The 19,471-nt window shown below is 42.9% G+C and carries 18 protein-coding genes; 17 read left to right on the top strand and 1 reads right to left on the bottom strand.

What is annotated here, in order from left to right; all coding sequences use genetic code 11:
• Positions 1–396 precede the first annotated feature (396 nt).
• The gene (locus tag J5X92_RS09120; RefSeq protein ID WP_208805543.1) at positions 397–786 is read right to left on the bottom strand and encodes a Cd(II)/Pb(II)-responsive transcriptional regulator; all 390 of its coding nucleotides are present in this window, start codon (positions 784–786) and stop codon (positions 397–399) included.
• Positions 787–866: 80 nt separating this feature from the next.
• Between J5X92_RS09120 and J5X92_RS09115 the strand changes: the two genes are divergently transcribed.
• The 17 genes from J5X92_RS09115 to J5X92_RS09035 all read left to right on the top strand — a co-directional run bounded on the left by J5X92_RS09115 (position 867) and on the right by J5X92_RS09035 (position 19,433).
• Positions 867–1,478, top strand: a complete 612-nt coding sequence (locus J5X92_RS09115; protein WP_208805541.1) for a cation transporter — start codon at positions 867–869, stop codon at positions 1,476–1,478.
• The gene (locus J5X92_RS09110) at positions 1,471–1,863 is read left to right on the top strand and encodes a hypothetical protein (RefSeq protein ID WP_208805539.1); all 393 of its coding nucleotides are present in this window, start codon (positions 1,471–1,473) and stop codon (positions 1,861–1,863) included. The genes J5X92_RS09115 and J5X92_RS09110 overlap by 8 nt, the downstream gene beginning before the upstream one ends.
• 69 nt (positions 1,864–1,932) lie before the next feature.
• Positions 1,933–3,267 (top strand): TolC family protein, encoded by a 1,335-nt coding sequence (locus tag J5X92_RS09105; RefSeq protein ID WP_208805537.1) that lies wholly within the window; start codon positions 1,933–1,935, stop codon positions 3,265–3,267.
• Positions 3,267–4,202 (top strand): efflux RND transporter periplasmic adaptor subunit, encoded by a 936-nt coding sequence (locus tag J5X92_RS09100; protein WP_208805536.1) that lies wholly within the window; start codon positions 3,267–3,269, stop codon positions 4,200–4,202. The genes J5X92_RS09105 and J5X92_RS09100 overlap by 1 nt, the downstream gene beginning before the upstream one ends.
• A gap of 60 nt (positions 4,203–4,262) precedes the next feature.
• The gene (locus tag J5X92_RS09095) at positions 4,263–7,382 is read left to right on the top strand and encodes a CusA/CzcA family heavy metal efflux RND transporter (protein WP_208805534.1); all 3,120 of its coding nucleotides are present in this window, start codon (positions 4,263–4,265) and stop codon (positions 7,380–7,382) included.
• Positions 7,383–7,502: 120 nt separating this feature from the next.
• Positions 7,503–7,814 (top strand): metalloregulator ArsR/SmtB family transcription factor, encoded by a 312-nt coding sequence (locus tag J5X92_RS09090; protein WP_208805532.1) that lies wholly within the window; start codon positions 7,503–7,505, stop codon positions 7,812–7,814.
• Positions 7,815–7,894: 80 nt separating this feature from the next.
• Positions 7,895–8,236, top strand: coding sequence for an SHOCT domain-containing protein (locus J5X92_RS09085; protein ID WP_208805530.1), 342 nt, complete (start codon positions 7,895–7,897; stop codon positions 8,234–8,236).
• Positions 8,237–8,298: 62 nt separating this feature from the next.
• Positions 8,299–9,171, top strand: a complete 873-nt coding sequence (locus tag J5X92_RS09080) for an MBL fold metallo-hydrolase (protein WP_208805528.1) — start codon at positions 8,299–8,301, stop codon at positions 9,169–9,171.
• Positions 9,172–9,173: 2 nt separating this feature from the next.
• Positions 9,174–9,935, top strand: coding sequence for a sulfite exporter TauE/SafE family protein (locus tag J5X92_RS09075; protein WP_208805526.1), 762 nt, complete (start codon positions 9,174–9,176; stop codon positions 9,933–9,935).
• A 9-nt stretch (positions 9,936–9,944) separates the two neighbouring features.
• Entirely contained in the window at positions 9,945–11,342 is a 1,398-nt protein-coding gene (locus J5X92_RS09070) for a sulfur transferase domain-containing protein (RefSeq protein WP_208805524.1), read from the top strand.
• 9 nt (positions 11,343–11,351) lie between these two features.
• Positions 11,352–11,585: a DUF2892 domain-containing protein gene (locus J5X92_RS09065; RefSeq protein ID WP_208805522.1), complete on the top strand. Its 234-nt coding sequence runs from the start codon at positions 11,352–11,354 to the stop codon at positions 11,583–11,585.
• Positions 11,586–11,696: 111 nt separating this feature from the next.
• A complete protein-coding gene (locus tag J5X92_RS09060) occupies positions 11,697–12,608 on the top strand; it encodes a cation diffusion facilitator family transporter (RefSeq protein ID WP_208805520.1) in 912 nt (303 codons plus the stop codon).
• Between the two features lie 13 nt (positions 12,609–12,621).
• Positions 12,622–12,999, top strand: coding sequence for a hypothetical protein (locus tag J5X92_RS09055; RefSeq protein WP_208805518.1), 378 nt, complete (start codon positions 12,622–12,624; stop codon positions 12,997–12,999).
• Between the two features lie 68 nt (positions 13,000–13,067).
• Positions 13,068–14,414, top strand: coding sequence for a TolC family protein (locus tag J5X92_RS09050; RefSeq protein ID WP_208805516.1), 1,347 nt, complete (start codon positions 13,068–13,070; stop codon positions 14,412–14,414).
• A gap of 13 nt (positions 14,415–14,427) precedes the next feature.
• Complete coding sequence (locus J5X92_RS09045) at positions 14,428–15,735, top strand: efflux RND transporter periplasmic adaptor subunit (RefSeq protein ID WP_126873340.1); 1,308 nt, start codon at positions 14,428–14,430, stop codon at positions 15,733–15,735.
• A 15-nt stretch (positions 15,736–15,750) separates the two neighbouring features.
• Entirely contained in the window at positions 15,751–18,960 is a 3,210-nt protein-coding gene (locus J5X92_RS09040; RefSeq protein WP_208805515.1) for a CusA/CzcA family heavy metal efflux RND transporter, read from the top strand.
• A gap of 65 nt (positions 18,961–19,025) precedes the next feature.
• Complete coding sequence (locus J5X92_RS09035) at positions 19,026–19,433, top strand: hypothetical protein (RefSeq protein WP_208805514.1); 408 nt, start codon at positions 19,026–19,028, stop codon at positions 19,431–19,433.
• Positions 19,434–19,471 lie beyond the last annotated feature (38 nt).

Genomic DNA, 19,471 nt, shown 5'->3' with positions numbered 1-19,471 from the left:
GAACCTTGTGAGGAATGTCCTCGCAAATCAATATGCAGCGTCCTGTAAGAATGCTTTGCGTTTTACCATTTTGGACAGATAGTTCTTTGTCTAAACCAATGCAAATTTGGATGGCATGATGTGCATGAACATCATTGTCCGGGCTTGTCCCGACATAAATTGCCTTATAAGGCCACAAATGGATTTGCATAGCTGCCCCAGTAAAAGAAGCTAATGCTATTACAATAGGTGGGGGAAATCCATTCCAAAACCAAACATTAGCCGATAGTTACAAGTTCACTGAAACAAACAGGTCAGTTGCATAAAATCAACGCACAGCCGTAATCATATAAAATGAGCGTTTTTAAAAATACATCATAACTGCGTTGGCAGCCTTGTTGTGCCACTATTAACCCTTCAGGCTTGTAAATAATTCAATATTCCACAGTCTCTAACAGTCTTTTCGTCATCACAAGTAGAAGCCATATTTTCAAGAGATAATTTTAGAGCCTGTAGTTCCTGAATACGAATGACGACGTCTTGTAAGTGCTTTACAACTAGTGTGTTGATATTCGCACAACTTTGTTCTGGTCTCGACTTGATATCCAATAGCGTTTTAACTTCAGCCGTTGACATACCCAATGAGCGACACTGTTTCACAAACTGAAGTTGTTGTATGGTTGCGGTATCGTAAACACGGTAATTGCCGATTGAGCGATCGACTAGGGGTAAGAGACCTTTTCTTTCGTAAAATCGAATAGTTTGTACACTACAGCCTGTTGTCTTCGCAACATCACCAATTTTCATTTTATTCATCGCCCTGCTTGACTCTATACTAGGTATAGAGTTTACACTGATGCTATGAGTTAATAAAGAGAGCTTTTCAAATGAGTGGTTGTGGGTGCGAAGTTGAAATAAAGGACCAGTCTCAACGGCAGGTGTTATATTGGCTGTTGGGAATCAACGCTACCATGTTTGTTATCGAAATGGGGATCGGATTGTTTGCTGATTCAACAGCGTTGATCGCCGACTCTCTTGATATGCTCGCCGACGCAGTTGTATACGGTGTCGCTCTGTATGCAATTGGTAAATCCCTATTACACAAAGCGAATGCTGCAAGAATTAGCGGGTATTTTCAAATGGCGCTGGGCTTACTAATTATCATTGATATTGTAAGGCGGTCAATTTATGGAAGCGAGCCTGTATCTGGGTTAATGATGTCGATGGGCGCGGTTGCGCTGATTGCCAATGTCATTTGTCTGGTGGTCATACGCAAACAGAGAAATGACGAAGTGCACATGCGTGCCAGCTGGATATTTTCGGCTAATGATGTGATTGCCAACTTGGGGGTCATCTTTGCTGGGGTTATGGTTTTCTGGCTCGATTCTCGATGGCCGGATCTGGTCATCGGCGTAATAGTTTCTTGTGTAGTTTTACGCGGTGCGAAAATGATCCTCAAAGATGCCAAAAATGAGCGACAGCGAGCTCTGAATGACTAAAGGCAATAGCATAAGACATGTTTTCAATCGCGCAGCACAGCTTCGCCGGTTGACATGGCTATTAATAGCTTTGCTATTATTTCAATCGGGCTTTTCGTTTGCTGCGCAATGCGATGAATACCCGGCGGAGATACCGTCAACCCCTGAACTATCAAAATCAGTTAACGCTAATGAAACAGCTGCGCAAAATGTTAACTCTGCTGACACGTCGAGCGAAGAATCCAAGTGTTACCACTGCGTACTGTGTAAATGTGGTCAGATTAAGTTTCTGGCCCAACACTTAATGAATAGCTTAGTTAAACCGTTATCTATCGATCAGTATTTTTATTTCCGCAAGACGACAGACGCCCCAATAGAGCGCTTTTTACGCCCCCCTCAAAAATAATCTGGCTTTTTAACATAGTGTGCGTCGGATATTCCGTGTACGTCGATATTTTAATAAAAAGGTTATTTTATGCAGTATTTACGCCCAATGGGCATAAAAAGAATAGGCACAACGTGTCTTATATTCATGCTTTTTAGTTCGGTAACAATGAGCTCTTCTGCTCAATCTGCCGATGCGCAAGTTTCTTCCGTTACACTTGAAAGTGCACTTAAGCGAACATTATCAAACAACCCAGACTTACTTGTATTTGATTTTAAGTCGGCTTCTTTAGAAGGTGAAGCAAAAACAGCTAAATTAAGACCTCAAATGGCTGTTGGGATTGAAGTTGAAAATGTTCTGGGGACAGGCGACGTGTCTGGTATCAGAGATACCGAATTGACATTGACGTTATCGTCTGTCATTGAGCTGGGCGATAAAGTTAACAGCCGAATGAATGTGGTGAGTACGAAACAAGCACAACTGCGCGCTCAACAGCGTATTCGCTCGCTAGACATATTAGGTGAAACGACTCGGCGATATATCAATGTGATCGTTCAACAAGAGTTGTTCAAGGCAGAACAACGGTCAGAAACACTGGCGCGCACGATGTTTCAGACAGTCTCAACACGGGTTAAAGCGGGTGCTTCTGCGCCACTCGAGCAAAAACGTGCAGAGGCGGCGTTATCGCAAGCGCGTTTATCACTTTTGATAAGTAAACAGAAACTAAATGAATATAAACGCGATTTAGCCATGATGTGGGGAGATAACACAGTTGGGTTCATAGAAGCAGAAGGAACTCTCTTGTCATTTCCAGACTCGCCATCTCTTGAAAGCATAATTGTAGAGCTACAAAGTAATCCGCATATTTTGCTTTATGCTGAAAACTATCGCGTGCAAGAGTCACGATTAAGAGTGGTACAGGCTAGCCAGCAATTTGACGTTACGTGGGAGGCCGGTATTCGAAGGCTTCAAGGAATTGATGATACGGCTTTTGTCGGTAGTGTCTCCGTACCGTTATATACCAAGCAGCGCAATCTAGGTGAATACGAACAACAGCGAGCATTGTTGGACAGCATTGCCTCTCAAAAGCAAGCGAAAATTCGTGAACTCACTCGTCAATTAAATCAGGTAATAAGTGCAAAAGACCAAGCCTTACTGACGGTTATGACCCTCCAAGACAATGTTATTCCAACCTTGGAATCTGCTTTGAACTTAGCGCGGGAGGGGTATGAAAGCGGTCGCTACAGCTACATAGAGTGGGTGACAACACAGCAGCAACTCATAGATATGCAACGAACAATGATAAAGGCCGCAGGCTTGGTTCATCTGCGAAGCGCAGATCTAGAGGCACTGACAGGACTCCCCATTTTTAGTAAGTCCACATCGACGTCTGCTCAATCTTCAGAATTAATAGAGAAAAAATAATGAATAAATCACATTCTACAATAAACAAAAGTGCTCGTGACTTGCTCGGTATGTTAGCCATGCTACTCACTTTGCTATTTGCTACTGCCGCCATGGCTGACGATAACGACGAAGAAGAGGAAGAAAGACCCGAGTATGTGGTGTTATCACAAGAGCAGTTGCTTCAACACAAAATCACTGTCGCATCAGTCGAAGCGGGATCACTAACGAATACAACCAGAGCGTTTGGCCGAATAGTTCATGATCCTGCATCACTAAGCCATATTCGTGCCCGCTTCGAGGGCGTAGTAAAACGTATCACCGTAAACATAGGGGACAAGGTAGAAAAAGGTGACACACTCGCAATCATTGAATCAAACGAAAGTTTAAAGCAATATTCAATCACTTCACCGATGTCTGGAAAAGTTATCGCTAGACACGCGAATGATGGGGAGCTTACCAACGGGCAAGTGCTACTTTCTATCGCCAATTATTCTCGTGCAATAGCGCATTTGGCTATCTTCCCGACACAACGTACTCGTATTTCCCCAAATCTGGAAGTCAGTTTAAGGCTTGAGGATTTGCAGCAACAATCAATTATTGATCACATTTCTTCCTCTGCGGATAACAAACCGTATTCTATCGCTTTTGTAACTGTAGATAATAGCAATGGTTATTGGCCTTTAGGCGCTATGGTGCAGGGTGACATTCAGATTGGTTTCGAAGCAGTTAATATGGCTCTGCCAAAAAATTCTATACAAGAATTAGATGGACAGACAATTGTTTTTGTAAAAGAAGGAGAACGATTTTACCCCCGCCAAGTAGAAATTGGCCGCACCGACAGTCGTTTAGTAGAGATTGTAAAAGGGATTCAGATAGGTCAGCAGGTCGTGGTAGAAAATAGCTATCTACTTAAAGCGGATCTATTAAAAATGGAGGCTGGTGATGATGACTAACTACTTAAGCCTTGTATGTCAGAAACAGCACAAAGTCTTTAAAGAAAGGGAGGTGAGAGCATGATTGCTTCAATTCTCCGTCTATCGATTGAGCGCCGTGGTGTAATGATGTTGTTTGCGTTGTTTGTTGCTTTTTTTGGTATGTATAGTTACCAACAATTGCCCATTGATGCCGTGCCCGATATCACAAATGTGCAAGTGCAGATAAATACCGCAACCCCAGGTTACTCGCCTTTAGAAACTGAGCAACGGGTAACGTTTATTGTAGAAACATCGTTGGCAGGATTGCCTAATTTGTCTTACACCCGTTCAATCTCACGTTATGGTTTATCGCAAGTAACGGTGGTTTTTAAAGAAGAAACCGATTTATATTTTGCACGTAATCTCGTCAACGAACGCCTCAATGCCATCGCGGCACAGTTACCCATTGGATTGACACCCGAGATGGGACCTATTGCAACAGGTTTAGGAGAGATTTACATGTACTCCCTGAGTGCTGAGCCTCAAGCGCGACAGGATAACGGCATGCCTTATGATGCGATGGCATTAAGAGAGATCCATGATTGGGTAGTTAAACCACAATTATCGCTTGTCGAGGGAGTGACCGAGGTTTATGCGATAGGCGGATTTGAAAAACAATATCATGTAAATCCAAACCCAGTGGCAATGATAAACTTCGGGATCAGCACCACTGACCTTATCAGTGCGCTTGAGCGCAACAATGCCAATCAGGGAGCGGGATTCGTAGAGCAAAATGGGCAGCAGGTACTGATCAGATCTAAAGCGCAATTAAAAGGTATTGACGATATTGGCCAAGTGGTTGTCAAAATCATAGATGGTATTCCTGTAAAAGTGCTAGACATTGCGCACATCAACCTCGGTAAAGAGCTTCGTTCTGGGGCAGGAACTCTAAACGGCCAAGAGACAGTCATTGGAACGACAATGATGTTGGTGGGAGAGAACTCACGTACGGTCGCAAAAGCTGTGGACGAAAAGCTTGAAACAATTAAAACAAGCTTACCCGAAGGCGTCATCCTTGAAGCTGTTTACGATAGAACAAGTCTGGTTGATAAAACCATAGACACAGTACAAAAAAACCTCGTAGAAGGCGCTTTACTTGTTATCGTTGTTTTATTTGTTCTGCTTGGTAATGTGCGCGCTGCACTTATCACCGCTGCTGTCATCCCATTGGCAATGCTTGCTACTATATCGGGCATGGTAAAAACCGATGTGTCTGCTAATTTGATGAGTTTAGGTGCACTGGATTTTGGCTTGATTGTCGATGGTGCAGTTATCATTGTTGAGAATTGCATTAGACGATTATCTGAATCACAGCAGCGTAACGGCGCAATATTATCGCTTAAAGAAAGACTGGATGTTGTATTTGAAGCCACTAACGAAGTCATACGACCAAGTTTGTTTGGTGTTTTAATTATCACCATTGTCTATATTCCGCTTTTCACTCTCACTGGTATCGAAGGCAAGATGTTTCATCCTATGGCTGCGACCGTGATCATGGCACTGCTTGCAGCCATGGTGTTCTGTTTTACAGTGGTACCGGCTGCAATCGCCATCTTCATGAGAGGGAAAATCAGCGAAAAAGAAAACCCGATTATCAAAGGAGCCAAAGCAGTATATCGTCCTGTATTGTTAGGGGCACTGCGATTTAGATGGGCAGTATTATTGGGCGCGAGTGCTTTAGTTGTCGGGAGTCTATGGATGGGCAGTAAATTAGGGTCTGAATTCATTCCACAGCTCAATGAAGGCGATATACTGGTGCAGGCAATAAGAATACCTGGTACAGGAGTAGATCAAGCCGTTGAAATGCAAAAAACACTTGAAGCAAAACTCATGCAATATGAGCAAGTAAAGACGGTATTTGGTCGCACTGGTACAGGTGAAGTTGCTACCGATCCTATGCCGCCAAATATTACAGATACTTTTGTTATCTTGAAGCCAAGGGCACAGTGGCCAGATCCATCAATGACGAAAGCGGAGTTAGTAGAAACGCTTGAAGAAGATTTGTTTACTTTACCAGGTAATAATTACGAATTTACCCAACCAATACAAATGCGCTTTAATGAGCTAATTAGTGGTGTGAGGGCAGATTTGGGGATAAAGCTATTTGGGGATGATTTAGATATGCTCTTTGCATCTGCCTCCGATATTTTATCGGTTATTACAACCATTGAGGGCGCTGATGATGCCAGGCTTGAGCAGGTCGAGGGTATTCCAATTTTCACAGTTACGCCAAAGCCTGTTCAATTAGCACGTTATGGTTTGGATATTGCTGACTTGCAGTTATGGCTCAATGCAGCCACAGGCGGAGAGACAGCAGGAATGATTTTTGAAGGTGACAGGCGCTTTGAAATTGTCGTGCGATACGCCGACAATATCCGAAATGAGTTAACTCAGCTTGAAACCATTCCCATAATGACGCCCTCAGGTGAACATGTACCCATAAGCGAATTAGCCACATTCGCTTTTCAAAAGGTCCCCAGCCAAATAAGCCGTGAAAATGGCAAGCGTAGCATTGTTGTCACCGCAAACGTGCGTGATAGGGATATTGGTTCTTTTGTAGAAGAAGCGAAGGCGAGGATAAAAAATGAAGTCAATTTGCCAGCTGGATACTGGCTTGATTATGGTGGCACCTTTGAGCAGCTTGAAAGTGCAAGCCAACGCTTGACTATTGTAGTACCTGTCACCTTATTTGTGATTGTGACTATGTTGGTAATTGCGTTTGGCTCAATACGTGACGCATTAATTATTTTCACTGGCGTCCCGTTGGCACTGACTGGTGGTGTTATGGCGCTTTGGTTACGGGGTATGCCATTGTCGATATCTGCTTCAGTAGGATTTATTGCCTTGTCAGGAATTGCTGTGCTCAATGGTTTGGTGATGTTGTCGTTTATCAAGCAACGTTTGCTTGAAACCGGCGAATTAATGAATAGCATTGTTGAAGGTGCCCTTATCCGTTTACGCCCTGTCTTGATGACGGCCCTTGTGGCTAGCTTAGGGTTTGTGCCGATGGCATTAAATTTAGGTATTGGCGCAGAGGTACAAAGACCGTTGGCCACTGTTGTTATAGGGGGGATTGTGTCTTCAACATTTCTGACGCTTGTCGTTCTTCCGGTTCTTTATCGCATAGTATATGCAAAACGGGAAGGTGCTCTTAACTAAAACTGAGTAGATGCAGCAATCAGTACCTGTCACCGATTGCTTCATCTTTTTTCTGTATAAAACATTATAATCATATATTCTAAGTTGAATTAATATTTGAATATAGGTATATTAGAATATATGAATGTTAAAGAAATGCGACGATCTGCTGGATCTGCATCGGAATTGATGAAAATTTTAGCGAATGAGAATCGACTGATGATCCTTTGTCAATTAGTCGATGGCGAAAAATCCGTGGGTGAATTGGTTGAATTATTAGACTTAAGCCAACCCACAGTATCACAACAGTTATCTAGAATGAAAAACCAAGGGCTTGTCAGTTATAGAAAAAATGCGCAGACAGTCTATTACTCGCTTGAAGGTGAAGCTGCTCAGAAAGTGATCACAGTACTTTATGAGCTCTATTGTGAACAGCCAAACAAAGGTTCGTAAATTATTGGACTAAGCAATGCGATATTCCACGACATTTAGGGTGAAGGAAAACTATTTAAACCAAGTTTTAGAGAGGCTATATGAAAAAATTAATAATGAAGAGCGGCATATTGATCATTCCTATGAGCATCAGTGGTATGGCATGGGCTCAGCAAACTGGTCGTTATTATGACCATAATATGATGTGGGGTGGTGGCGTTTTTGGCTGGCTTTTTGGCGGCTTGATGATGCTTTTATTTATTGCTTTGGCTACCGCTGTAGTGATGCTCGTTGTGAAAGCGTTTGGAGGTCAAACAAAACAATCCGTGCCAACAGAATATGATGGAAACACCAATTCGATAAGTATTTTAAAGAAACGGTTCGCTATGGGTGAAATTGACAAAGAAGAGTTTGAGCGGACCAAGAAATTGTTGGAGCAATAAACTGTGATGAGCTATAAGTTGAGCTTACACCGCATGTGCAATTTTAACAACGGTGTAATGATATGAGTAACTTACGTATAAATGCATTCTTTGAACACGAAACTAAAACCGTGACCTATGTGGTTTTCGACCGATTAACTAAGGATGCAGCCATTATCGATCCTGTTTTTGATTTTAACATAGCATCAGGTGAATTGAGCACGGACAGTGCAGATACTCTGATCCAGTTTATTAACGAAAATAAACTTAAATTAAATTGGATTTTAGAGACTCATGCGCATGCAGACCACATTACATCAGCAACCTATTTGCAACAAAAGTGCGGTGGGAAAATAGGGATTGGTGAGCATATCAAGGATGTACACCAAGCGTTTGGAGAAACGTTCAACTGTAAAGAACAGCTCACCTGCAACATTGAGCTGTTTGATTGTCTTTTCAAAGATGGCGATGTTATTGAACTGGGGCAATTCAATATAGCCGTGATCCATACGCCTGGCCATACACCTGCCTGCGTTAGCTACAAGATAGAAGATAATGTTTTTGTTGGGGATACGCTATTTATGCCGGACTTTGGGACCGCAAGAGCAGACTTCCCTGGTGGTGACGCGAAAACGCTGTACCGCTCAATACAGCGAATACTATCGTTACCTGATGGTACTAAAATTTACGTCGGCCATGACTATAAAACACCAAATCGAGAAAAATATGCATGGGAATCCACGGTAGCAGAACAAAAACGTTGTAACGTTCATGTTAGAGACGGAAAGTCTGAACGTGAGTTCGTTCAAATGCGCTCTGATAGAGATGCCAAGTTAGATGTACCTAAATTGTTGCTCCCATCTATTCAATTAAACATTCGTGCTGGAACACTCCCCATCGCTGAAGATAACGGTATCGCTTATTTGAAGGTACCGTTAAGCATGGATAAAGACTAATCATGCTGAATTTAAGTGTTTGGCTGGCGGCATCACTCATGGGTGTGTTGCTCGGACTATTGGGAGCGGGGGGCAGTATTCTCACGGTTCCAATACTAGTGTATCTTGCTGATCAACCCGAAAAGCTAGCAATCGCTGGGGCATTATTCATCGTCGGCATGACTGCATTAGTCGCATGCATAGCCCACAGTCGTAAAAACCATCTGCACATACAATCTGCGCTGTTTGTTGGTATTCCAAGTATGATATCTGCATCCGGTGGGGCCTATCTCTCTCAGTTCGTAGAAGGGGAAGTGCAGATGATCACACTTTCTCTAATAATGCTCTTGGCCAGCTTAGTGATTCTTTTCCCAGTTAATCTGAACAGGGCTTCGTCAGATATCACAAATTACGCTAACGCCAAAATGTCTATTGCAGGCCTTTTAATAGGATTGGTAACGGGTTTTGTGGGCATTGGTGGTGGGTTTCTTATCATTCCAGCCTTGTTGGTCTTCTCAAAGTTAACAATGAAACAGGCAATCGGTACGAGTTTATTAATCATCGCCATGCAAAGTTTTTCTGGCTTTGCTAAACACGCATTTTTACTCAAACAACATGCAGAGCAATTAGATTGGATGCTTATCATGTTAATCACTGTCTTTTCAATTTTTGGCACTTTAGTCGGCTTTAAAGTAAGTGAGCGGATGTCACAACATCATTTAAAAAGGTTGTTTGGTTTACTGCTGCTGCCACTATCTGGTTTTGTGCTGTTCAACAATATTTAAGGAATTGTTATGGAGATTATTTCGATTACTGATAACTATTCCGTATCGGGTGAATTGAATAGAAATACTATCGAAAAATTGGCGAATTTAGGCGTTGTAAGCTTAATAAATGTGCGCCCTGATGGTGAAGCGCAAGGCCAAATGTCAAGTCGAGAGTACGCCGCTATATGTCAAGATTTCGGACTGACCTACATTCATATCCCAGTGAAGAGCGGTGAAGACATTTATCAGCTGAGCGGATTTCTAGAAATGGCTTCAGGCGTCCGCTTGTCGAATGATCCTATTATTGGAACAGACAAAACCCTCAGTGATTTACGTCTACAAGTGCAGTTTGATTATGACCTTCAGGCCTCGCAGTTTTCTTTTGTATCAGACGCATATTTTGATGGTGTCTTGGAACAGACAAGAATAAACATCAGAGAAGCTACATGGCAGGCTCGCCTTGGTTTTTTGGGTGCATGGGGAAACAGATTTGATGCGAAGGTTGGTCAACAAGTTTTGACGTGGGGAACTGGAGATAATGTTTTTTTAAACGATCTTTTTCCCAAAGACTTTCAATCATTTTTTGCGGGACGAGAGGTTGAATATTTAAAGTCTCCATCATTGTCTGCAAAGGTATCGGCGTATTTTGATGTGTTTAATCTAGATGTAGTTTTGACACCTGAATTTGAACCTGACGTATACATCAATGGCGACTATTTTTCATTTTTTCTCCCCACTGCAGCCTCTCAGGTAGCATTAGGTTTTGATGTCACTCCTCCCTTGAGACCCCAATCGCCTGAGTATGCGTTGAGGCTATATAAATCGGTAGGCAAATCAGAATACGCGGGGTATTTTTACAGTGGATTTCATAAAAGCCCCAATAGTATTACACAAGACTATGGACCTACATTTTCATCATTGAACGTCTACGGAGCAAGCTTTCGCACTACGTTGGGAAATGGTATATTTAATGCGGAGTTTGCTTATTACGATTCAGTAGATGATGAAAATGGCGATAAGCCATTAGTACCTAATGGGCAAGCTCGATGGTTACTCGGATATGAGCAGGAAATTGTTGGAAACCTCGAAGGAAGCCTCCAACTACACACCGAAAGCATCCTCGATCATCAAGCGTTGATTCAAAATTCACTGACGCCTAAATTTGAGCCTAAACAACATCGAGTATGGTTTACGCAAAGATTGCGTTATAAAGGTATGCAGCAAGCATTGGTATTAAATGCCTTTAACTTTTATTCAACCACTGATCAAGATGGTTATTTAAAAGTTAGTGCAGAATATAGCCCTGTTGATTTATGGCGATTATCAGGTGGTTTAAACATCTTTTATGGTAAACAACCTTTTACTTTTTGGGGACAGTTCGAGGATGCCTCAAATTTGTTTGTTCGTTTTCGGTATTTTTATTAAGGAGTTGTCATGTCTTCAGAGAGAGCACTCACTGCATTTGCAGGTTTTATGGTTTTGTTGTCTGTTATTCTTACTATTTGGGTACACCCATATTTTGTATGGTTCACCGTTTTTGTCGGCGCAAATTTATTTCAGCAAAGCTTTACAGGCTTTTGTCCAGCAACCATTGTACTCAAGAAATTATTCGGTTTTAAAAGTGAAAGGGAGATTGTGCTTGAAGCTGTATCTACACATCGAGAGTAATGCAAAAAAGGCACTATTCAGTAGAGCGAAGAAAAGATAAAGCATTGGATTGTATTTGCTAAGTGAAATCATACAAACATAATAAGCTAAATCCATCATTGGAAATCAAACATGCACAGTCACGATCATAGCTACAGCCATTCACGAGGACGTTCTAGCGATGCTTCAAAGCGCATTGGTTGGGCATTTTTCTTAAATGTGGTGTTCACCATTATTGAATTTATCGGTGGCTGGTTAACCAACAGCACCGCTATCATGGCGGATGCGGTACATGATCTAGGAGATAGTCTGTCTATTGGCACTTCATGGGGCTTGAACAAGCTCAGTGATAAAGATGCCAATCGCACATTTTCCTACGGCTATAAGCGATTTTCATTATTGGGCGCGTTAATCAACGGTGTTGTGCTGACTGTTGGTTCCATTTGGATTCTATTTGAAGCCATTCCTCGATTGGCTGATCCTGTTATGCCACAAGTCGAAGGCATGCTGCTTTTGTCCATCTTTGGCATGGCGGTAAATGGTTTTGCAGCTTATAAGCTCAGTGAGGGGAATTCACTTAACGAGCGTGTGCTGAATTGGCACCTGCTCGAAGATGTCCTAGGTTGGGTGGCCGTGTTTATTGTATCGATCGTATTAATGTTTAAGCCTTGGGCGATATTGGATCCTATTTTGTCTATAGGCTTTACATTATTCATTCTTTTCAACGTGATCCGGAATTTAAAACAAACTTTAATGCTGTTTTTGCAAGCCACACCCGATAAAGAGCAACTTGAAGACATTAGGGATGAATTGTTAAGCAATAAACATGTCAGCGACTTACATCATTTTCATATTTGGTCACTTGATGGCGAGCGCAATGTGATGACTGTGCACCTAGTGTTAAATGGAGAAGTGTCCTTAGAACATATCCAAGACCTCAAAGATAACGTACAGCACTCACTTAAAAAATATGATTTTGAGCATACAACCGTCGAGTTTGAGTTTGCGGATGAACAATGTCGTGACGAAACGATTAATAATTGATAAACTATTAAGGATGGAGATATTTAAACGAACAAGTTACATCATGATCATGCTGATTTTATTTCAGTCGTTTTATGCTGTTGCTAATTCGTTGGATTTTCATGCAATAGACACTCAACATTTGCAACATGAACACAATCATGCTGAGCATGATAAGAGTTTGTCATCAACGAGTACGCAAGATGTAAGTACCGACCAAGTAAAGGGGCAGCATAATCCAGCCGACTGCCATCACTGTGGTCATTGCCATGGTACACATGTTCAGTGGGTCGGTCATGACAGTATCAGTAAACACCATGACGTGGTGTCCAACCACAATTTTAACTATCTAGATGCTCTTATAGACGCACCTATCAACCGCCTACTTCGCCCACCTAAGCAAAAATCCTAAATTCTCTTTAAAGCTCGTCGCGATAACCTTAAACGCGATGTCCGTTAATATTTAATTTTAGGATTATTATGAATTTCACTCATGTTATTGGGCGTGACCTGCATGTCAGGTCGCCACTACTATCTGCGCCTTTTAAGCGTATTCGAACAACAAAAGCCACATCATTGAGACGGCTTAGCTTACTTACATTTAATGGCACCAAACTGCTGTGCACTTGCTTATTGTTTGTGCCGATTTTTGCTCATGCGCAAAATCAAAACTGGGAAAGTTGGTTCTCTTCACAGATAAACAAACATCCCGATATTGTCGCGGCCAAAGAACAATTGTTAAGCACAGGTGCGCTTGCTGAAGCTTCTGAACGAGCCCTTTATAACCCTGAATTGTCAACTGATTATACGCGTAATGGCGATAACAATGACTACAGCGTGGGTATTGAACAGACAATCGACCTTTGGGACAGGCAAGGCGCAAGGCGACAAAAAGCGGGTTTTATGCGCACTGCTGCACAAGCTCAATACCAAGAAGTCGTTTTAAACAAATCAGCCGATGCTATTGGCGCATTAATCAATTGGCGTGCAGCAAGAAGTGCCGCTGTAATTGCAAAATCACAACAACAGCAACTTAATTCGTTACTTGAATTGGTCGAAATACGTCAAGCGGCTGGTGATCTAGGGAGTATCGATGCAGAGCTTACCTTTTTGTCGTTATCGAAACAATTTGCTCAAGTGGCGGGAGCAGAGGCTCAACTTCAAATGGCCGAAGCAATGGTGCGGGAGTTACTTCCTGATTGGGAGCCAGAGCGAGGGATTATACCCGACGACTTTTGGCCTTCTAATGCTACATATCCGTCTGATGAAGAATTACTAAAACACCCAAAAGTAGCAAGCGCTTATGCGCAATGGCTCACGCAAAAAGAAGAAGCAGAAGTCACTAGACGTAGTGCAAAAGCAAATCCTACTTTTGGTATTAATGCAGGGCAGGAAGCGCGAGAAAACACCGTTGGGCTGACCTTTTCCATACCGTTAAACATTCGCAACGATTACAGTGCAGAAACTCGCGCCGCAGAACGCATGGCGTTAGAAACTGAAGCACGTTTTAGAGCGCAGTATCGGAAACTTCGTTTCGATTTAAAAGGAGCGTTTGGCGCGTGGCAAAGCTACAACCTACAGTTTACGCAATGGCAATCATTGGTAAAGGGTCGCATCGAGAGTAGTGGTGATTTGTTAGAGAAGCAGTGGCGCAGTGGCGATTTATCAACGACTAACTACCTTATTGCACTGAATCAACGCGCAGAAAGTTTACTGTCTGGCATAGAGCTCGAAAAGCAAACGCGCATAGCATTAAAAAATCTCATGCTGCAATCAGGTCGTCTTATCGACTTGCCCCCAGTTCAACACGATTTCTCAATTGAGTAACAGGATTAACAAAATGAATAAAACAGTATTAGCAGTTTTCATCGCCACATTTGTCGGCGCTGCACCAAGTTTCGCACAAAAGTCTGATCAACAGCATGCTCACAATGAAACGGTAACAAGCATCGATAAAAGCATAAAAGATAAACATGACGAACATACTGATGATGGTCATGAAGAACATGAACTACAAGATGGTCAAAAGCTTGATGAGCATGGAGGCGAGGGTGCCGATGAACATGATGATCACGAAAGCGAACATGCTCATGATAAAGGTGAAAACGAGGATAAAGATGATGAAGAGCATGATGAAACTGCTTCTGCATCGTTAGACTCCAATCAAATGGCATTAGCCAACATTAAAGTAAGCACACTAAGCCCCAAAATTGTCAATTATACTTTGTATGCACCGGGTGAAATATTTTCAAACGGCTATAGCAGCTATAGAGTATCACCCAGAGTGGCATCCGTTGTCACGCGTCGTCATGTGGCATTGGGAGACAGGGTAAATAAAGGCCAAGTGCTTGTCACGCTTTTTAGCGAAACCGTTGCGCAAGCACAAGCCAATTACCGAACAACATATCCAGAATGGGAAAGAGTAAAAGGACTTGGTCGAAAAACTGTTGGAGAGCAGCGCTACATTGATGCAAAAGCTAATTTTGAAGCGGCTAGTGCAGTATTAATCTCATATGGTTTATCCGATGCAGATTTGAAAACGCTCACCTCACAGCAATCAATAGCATTAGGAGAATATAGCTTACGTGCTGAAATTGATGGCGCGGTACTCAGTGACTCGTTTGAACAAGGTCAGCGTATTGATGCGGGAGAGCCGTTGATCTCGTTGGCAGATGAAAGTGAACTTTGGGTAGAAGCGCATCTACCATCGAATATTAACCTGCGGTTAGGTGCAGGTTCTCCGGCACAAATCAAAGTGGGAGACTTCACAGTTGATGCAACGGTTACACAAGAGGCACATACCATTGACCCAATTACTCGAACGAGAACGGTTCGGCTATTAGTGAGCAACCCTGAACATCGTTTGCATCCTGGTCAATTTGCCGAGGTGTATTTCCGTTTTCTGACAAAAATGCCGGTAATGGCTGTTTCAGAAAGTGCGCTAATGCGAGGGCCCGATGGAGACTGGATGGTATTTGTAGAAGATCATCCCGGCGAGTTTTTACCCGTCGAAGTTGAACTTGGAAGAGCGCTTGGTGGCTTGCGGGAAATAACCGGTGTAGAGCCGGGTTCTCGCGTAGTAAGCGAAGGTGCTTTTTTTGTCGCTTCACAAATCGCTAAAGGCGGTTTTGACCCACACAACCACTAATTAGGAGGAGTCTTTATGTTTAATAAATTAATTGATTGGGCTGTTACTAATCGTTTGTTAGTGGTGATTGCTCTGACAACGTTAATAGTCAGCGCGGTTTTTGTTATTCCAAAACTGAATTTGGATGCATTTCCAGATGTCACCAACGTGCAAGTATCTGTCAATACAGAAGCACCGGGGTTAGCTGCCGAAGAAGTAGAGCAGTTAATTACTTATCCAATAGAAGCGGTGATGTATGCCTTACCGGATGTGATGGAAGTGCGCTCTATTTCCAAAACAGGTCTTTCAGGTGTGACCGTTGTGTTTAGCGAGGACACAGATATCTATTTTGCACGTCAATTGGTATTCGAGCGTCTGCAAGCGGCTAAAGAGTTAATTCCCGAGGGCGTCGGTACGCCAGAAATGGGACCCAACACATCAGGATTGGGGCAAGTGTATCAGTATCTATTGTTGGCTGAGCCCGATTCAGGCCTAGACGCTATGGCGTTGCGTAGTTTAAATGATTGGGTGGTGAAATTGCTGCTGCTTCCTGCCGATGGCGTAACGGATGTGCTCTCTTTTGGTGGGGAAGTACGCCAATACCAAGTTAACCTCAATCCATCTCAATTACTTGGATATGGCTTGACTCAAGATATAGTGATGGAAGCACTTGAGCGGAATAATACCAATGTGGGGGGGTGGTATATGAACCGAGGGCAGGAGCAACTTGTGATAAGAGGCACTGGCTGGTTAGATCATGGCGAGGAAGGGTTAGAGCAATTACGTCAGGTACCTTTAAAAACCGTAGACGGAACAACGATTACTGTATCCGATGTGGCGAACGTTGAGTTAGGTAGCGAAATTCGTCAGGGTGCTGCCACCATGACCAGAAAAGACGCCGACGGTAACATTCAAAACTTAGGTGAAGTCGTCTCAGGCATTGTACTTAAGCGCATGGGAGCTAACACGAAAGCCACAATTGATGGCGTCAATGCTCGTATTCAGCGAATTAACCAAGCATTGCCTGATGGCGTGAGTTTTGAAGTATTCTACGATCAAGCTGACTTAATTACTCAAGCCGTGGATACGGTTGTAAATGCGCTAATGTTAGCGTTCGTATTTATTATTGTTATTCTAGCTTTATTTTTGATGAATCTACGAGCCACGTTTTTAGTCCTGATTTCGATCCCTATTTCTATTGGTATTGCCTTAATGGTCATGTCGTGGTTTGGACTTTCTGCCAACCTTATGTCGCTTGGGGGCATTGCAGTGGCAATCGGCATGCTAGTAGATGGCTCAGTGGTAATGGTTGAAAACATGTTTAAACACTTGACTCACACTGATGCTGAGCATGATCACAAGAGACAATTGGGTGAACATGTTGAAGATGATGATCCATTAGACTCGTCCCATGATACGCACGGTATCGCTTTGCGATTACAAGAAGCGGGCAAGGAGGTAGCCCGGCCTATCTTCTTCGCAACAGCCATAATCCTTGTGGTATTCATGCCTTTGTTTAGCTTTGAAGGCGTTGAAGCAAAATTATTTCAACCAATGGCTATTAGTATTATGTTGGCCATGCTTTCGGCGGTATTAGTTGCACTGATTATTGTACCGGCATTGGCGACGTATCTATTTAAAAAAGGCGTGAAACCACGAGAAAGCGTTGTGTTGAAACCTTTAGACGCGGGGTATCGCAAAGGGCTATCGTGGGCAATTTTGCATAAAAAAGTAGTGATTGGAATTGCTGCAATTATGGTAGTCGCTGCTGGTGTAGTGCTTCCTCGGCTTGGCACAGAGTTTGTACCAGAACTGGAAGAGGGCACCATTAACTTGCGTGTTACTTTAGCGCCTTCATCTAGTTTAGATACTGCCCTAGAGGTCTCCCCTAAGCTTGAGAATATATTAATGGGGTTTCCAGAAGTCACCTATACATTGTCGCGTATCGGTCGCGCCGAAATAGGAGGCGATCCTGAGCCTGTAAACAATATCGAAATTTATATCGGGTTAAAGCCAGTGCCTGAATGGACAAGTGCAAGTAACCGCTATGAACTGCAAGCGTTAATGGAAGAAAAAATGGAGCAACATCCGGGTTTGCTCTTCAATTTTTCTCAACCTATCGCGACAAGAGTGGACGAGTTGTTATCGGGTGTAAGAGCTCAACTTGCCATTAAATTATTTGGACCTGATCTTGACATCTTGGCTGAAAAAGGCCAAGCCATTGAAGCTTTAGTAAAAGAAGTTGAAGGTGCAAGAGATGTTGCTATGGAGCAAATTGCCGGTGAATCTCAACTGATTGTGACACCGAATCGCCGCGCTCTGTCGCGCTATGGGTTGGCCGTGGGTGATGTAATGGAGCTCGTAAGCGAAGGTTTAGGTGGAGCCAGCGCTGGCCAAATCATCAATGGTAATGAGCGCTATGATATTTATGTCAGGCTTGCTGAACAATTTCGAAATAACAGTCAAACGATAGCCGACTTGCGCTTACAAACTCCGTCAGGTGCATGGGTTCGTTTAGGAGATGTTGCAGAAGTGACGATTGCTTCTGGTCCACCGCAAGTCAGACGTGATGACGTACAGAGGCGAGTTGTTATCCAGGCAAATGTTCAAGGTCGAGACATGGGTAGCGTGGTGGCAGATATTCGTCAATCTATTGATGAGCAGCTAGCACTGCCTACTGGCTATTCAGTGGATATTGGCGGGCAATTTGAGAATCAACAACGGGCGCAGAAACGATTATCACTAGTTGTGCCGCTTTCGTTGGGCTTAATTGCATTACTACTGTACTTTGCTTTTGCTTCGTTTGGTCAGGCAATGCTGATCCTCGTGAATGTGCCTCTAGCTGTGATAGGCGGAGTATTTTCACTTTGGTTATCAGGGCAATATCTTTCTGTACCGAGCTCCGTAGGTTTTATTACCTTATTTGGAGTGGCGGTCCTAAATGGGGTGGTGATGGTAGAAAGCATCAATCAGCGCATTGCAGACGGATTATCAGTATCTGACGCTGTATTCGATGGTGCTACATCAAGACTTCGGCCAGTGTTGATGACGGCGATTACATCTGCGCTAGGGCTAATTCCAATGTTAATGTCTAACGGCGTGGGTGCTGAAATCCAAAAACCGTTAGCAAGTGTTATTGTAGGCGGCTTAGTAACCGCGACATTTTTGACGCTCTTTGTACTGCCTGTGCTTTTTGCCTGGTTTTCAAAAGGGAAGTTAAAAGATATGGCAAGAGTGTCATCTTGACCTCAGTTGGCCTGCTGCGTGCGATGTGCATCAGCAGGCTGACATTCATTCAAATGAGGATAGACATGAATAAATTTTTTATTTGTTATCTGAAAATCGTGTTTCTCATATTTGTCTCGCTCATGACGATATCGTGTAGCTCATTTAAAACAGAAATCGTACAACAAAAGAATCAAAAGTGGAGACTTTCCTCAGTTTCGGTTTATCCAAAAGGAGAAAGCTGGTCCGTGCAAGGCATGTTGAGTTCTTACAGTTCATTTGGACTACCTGAAGGGTATGTCTTAATCAGCATCACTTCTGTAGAAGGAACGATAGTTGAAACTAAGCAAGTGAGGTACAGAAAGTTTATGGGTACAAGCCGTTGGTCTCGGAACAGATTTGGACGAGCATTCTTTTATTCTGAGTTTGATTTTATTCCCAAAGATGCCTTTGTCACTGCTGAACTAATTGCAGTATCAGGTTTGATGGAATAGTTTAATTTAAATGGTTAAAAATTTCTAAATGACTTTTT

The sequence above is a fragment of the Alteromonas sp. K632G genome, from assembly GCF_017653625.1.
In the GTDB taxonomy this organism is placed as follows: Bacteria; Pseudomonadota; Gammaproteobacteria; order Enterobacterales; family Alteromonadaceae; genus Alteromonas; species Alteromonas naphthalenivorans.
This window is presented reverse-complemented; position numbering and strand designations above follow the sequence as displayed.

What these genes read in the sequence shown, in the direction of transcription:
- J5X92_RS09045 (WP_126873340.1), top strand. Translation starts at nt 14,428, where the DNA reads ATGAATAAAACAGTATTAGCAGTTTTCATCGCCACATTTGTCGGCGCT.
- J5X92_RS09100 (WP_208805536.1), top strand. Translation starts at nt 3,267, where the DNA reads ATGAATAAATCACATTCTACAATAAACAAAAGTGCTCGTGACTTGCTC.
- J5X92_RS09035 (WP_208805514.1), top strand. Translation starts at nt 19,026, where the DNA reads ATGAATAAATTTTTTATTTGTTATCTGAAAATCGTGTTTCTCATATTT.
- J5X92_RS09095 (WP_208805534.1), top strand. Translation starts at nt 4,263, where the DNA reads ATGATTGCTTCAATTCTCCGTCTATCGATTGAGCGCCGTGGTGTAATG.
- J5X92_RS09110 (WP_208805539.1), top strand. Translation starts at nt 1,471, where the DNA reads ATGACTAAAGGCAATAGCATAAGACATGTTTTCAATCGCGCAGCACAG.
- J5X92_RS09085 (WP_208805530.1), top strand. Translation starts at nt 7,895, where the DNA reads ATGAAAAAATTAATAATGAAGAGCGGCATATTGATCATTCCTATGAGC.
- J5X92_RS09070 (WP_208805524.1), top strand. Translation starts at nt 9,945, where the DNA reads ATGGAGATTATTTCGATTACTGATAACTATTCCGTATCGGGTGAATTG.
- J5X92_RS09055 (WP_208805518.1), top strand. Translation starts at nt 12,622, where the DNA reads ATGGAGATATTTAAACGAACAAGTTACATCATGATCATGCTGATTTTA.
- J5X92_RS09040 (WP_208805515.1), top strand. Translation starts at nt 15,751, where the DNA reads ATGTTTAATAAATTAATTGATTGGGCTGTTACTAATCGTTTGTTAGTG.
- J5X92_RS09075 (WP_208805526.1), top strand. Translation starts at nt 9,174, where the DNA reads ATGCTGAATTTAAGTGTTTGGCTGGCGGCATCACTCATGGGTGTGTTG.
- J5X92_RS09090 (WP_208805532.1), top strand. Translation starts at nt 7,503, where the DNA reads ATGAATGTTAAAGAAATGCGACGATCTGCTGGATCTGCATCGGAATTG.
- J5X92_RS09065 (WP_208805522.1), top strand. Translation starts at nt 11,352, where the DNA reads ATGTCTTCAGAGAGAGCACTCACTGCATTTGCAGGTTTTATGGTTTTG.
- J5X92_RS09060 (WP_208805520.1), top strand. Translation starts at nt 11,697, where the DNA reads ATGCACAGTCACGATCATAGCTACAGCCATTCACGAGGACGTTCTAGC.
- J5X92_RS09105 (WP_208805537.1), top strand. Translation starts at nt 1,933, where the DNA reads ATGCAGTATTTACGCCCAATGGGCATAAAAAGAATAGGCACAACGTGT.
- J5X92_RS09050 (WP_208805516.1), top strand. Translation starts at nt 13,068, where the DNA reads ATGAATTTCACTCATGTTATTGGGCGTGACCTGCATGTCAGGTCGCCA.
- J5X92_RS09080 (WP_208805528.1), top strand. Translation starts at nt 8,299, where the DNA reads ATGAGTAACTTACGTATAAATGCATTCTTTGAACACGAAACTAAAACC.
- J5X92_RS09115 (WP_208805541.1), top strand. Translation starts at nt 867, where the DNA reads ATGAGTGGTTGTGGGTGCGAAGTTGAAATAAAGGACCAGTCTCAACGG.
- J5X92_RS09120 (WP_208805543.1), bottom strand. Translation starts at nt 786, where the DNA reads ATGAAAATTGGTGATGTTGCGAAGACAACAGGCTGTAGTGTACAAACT.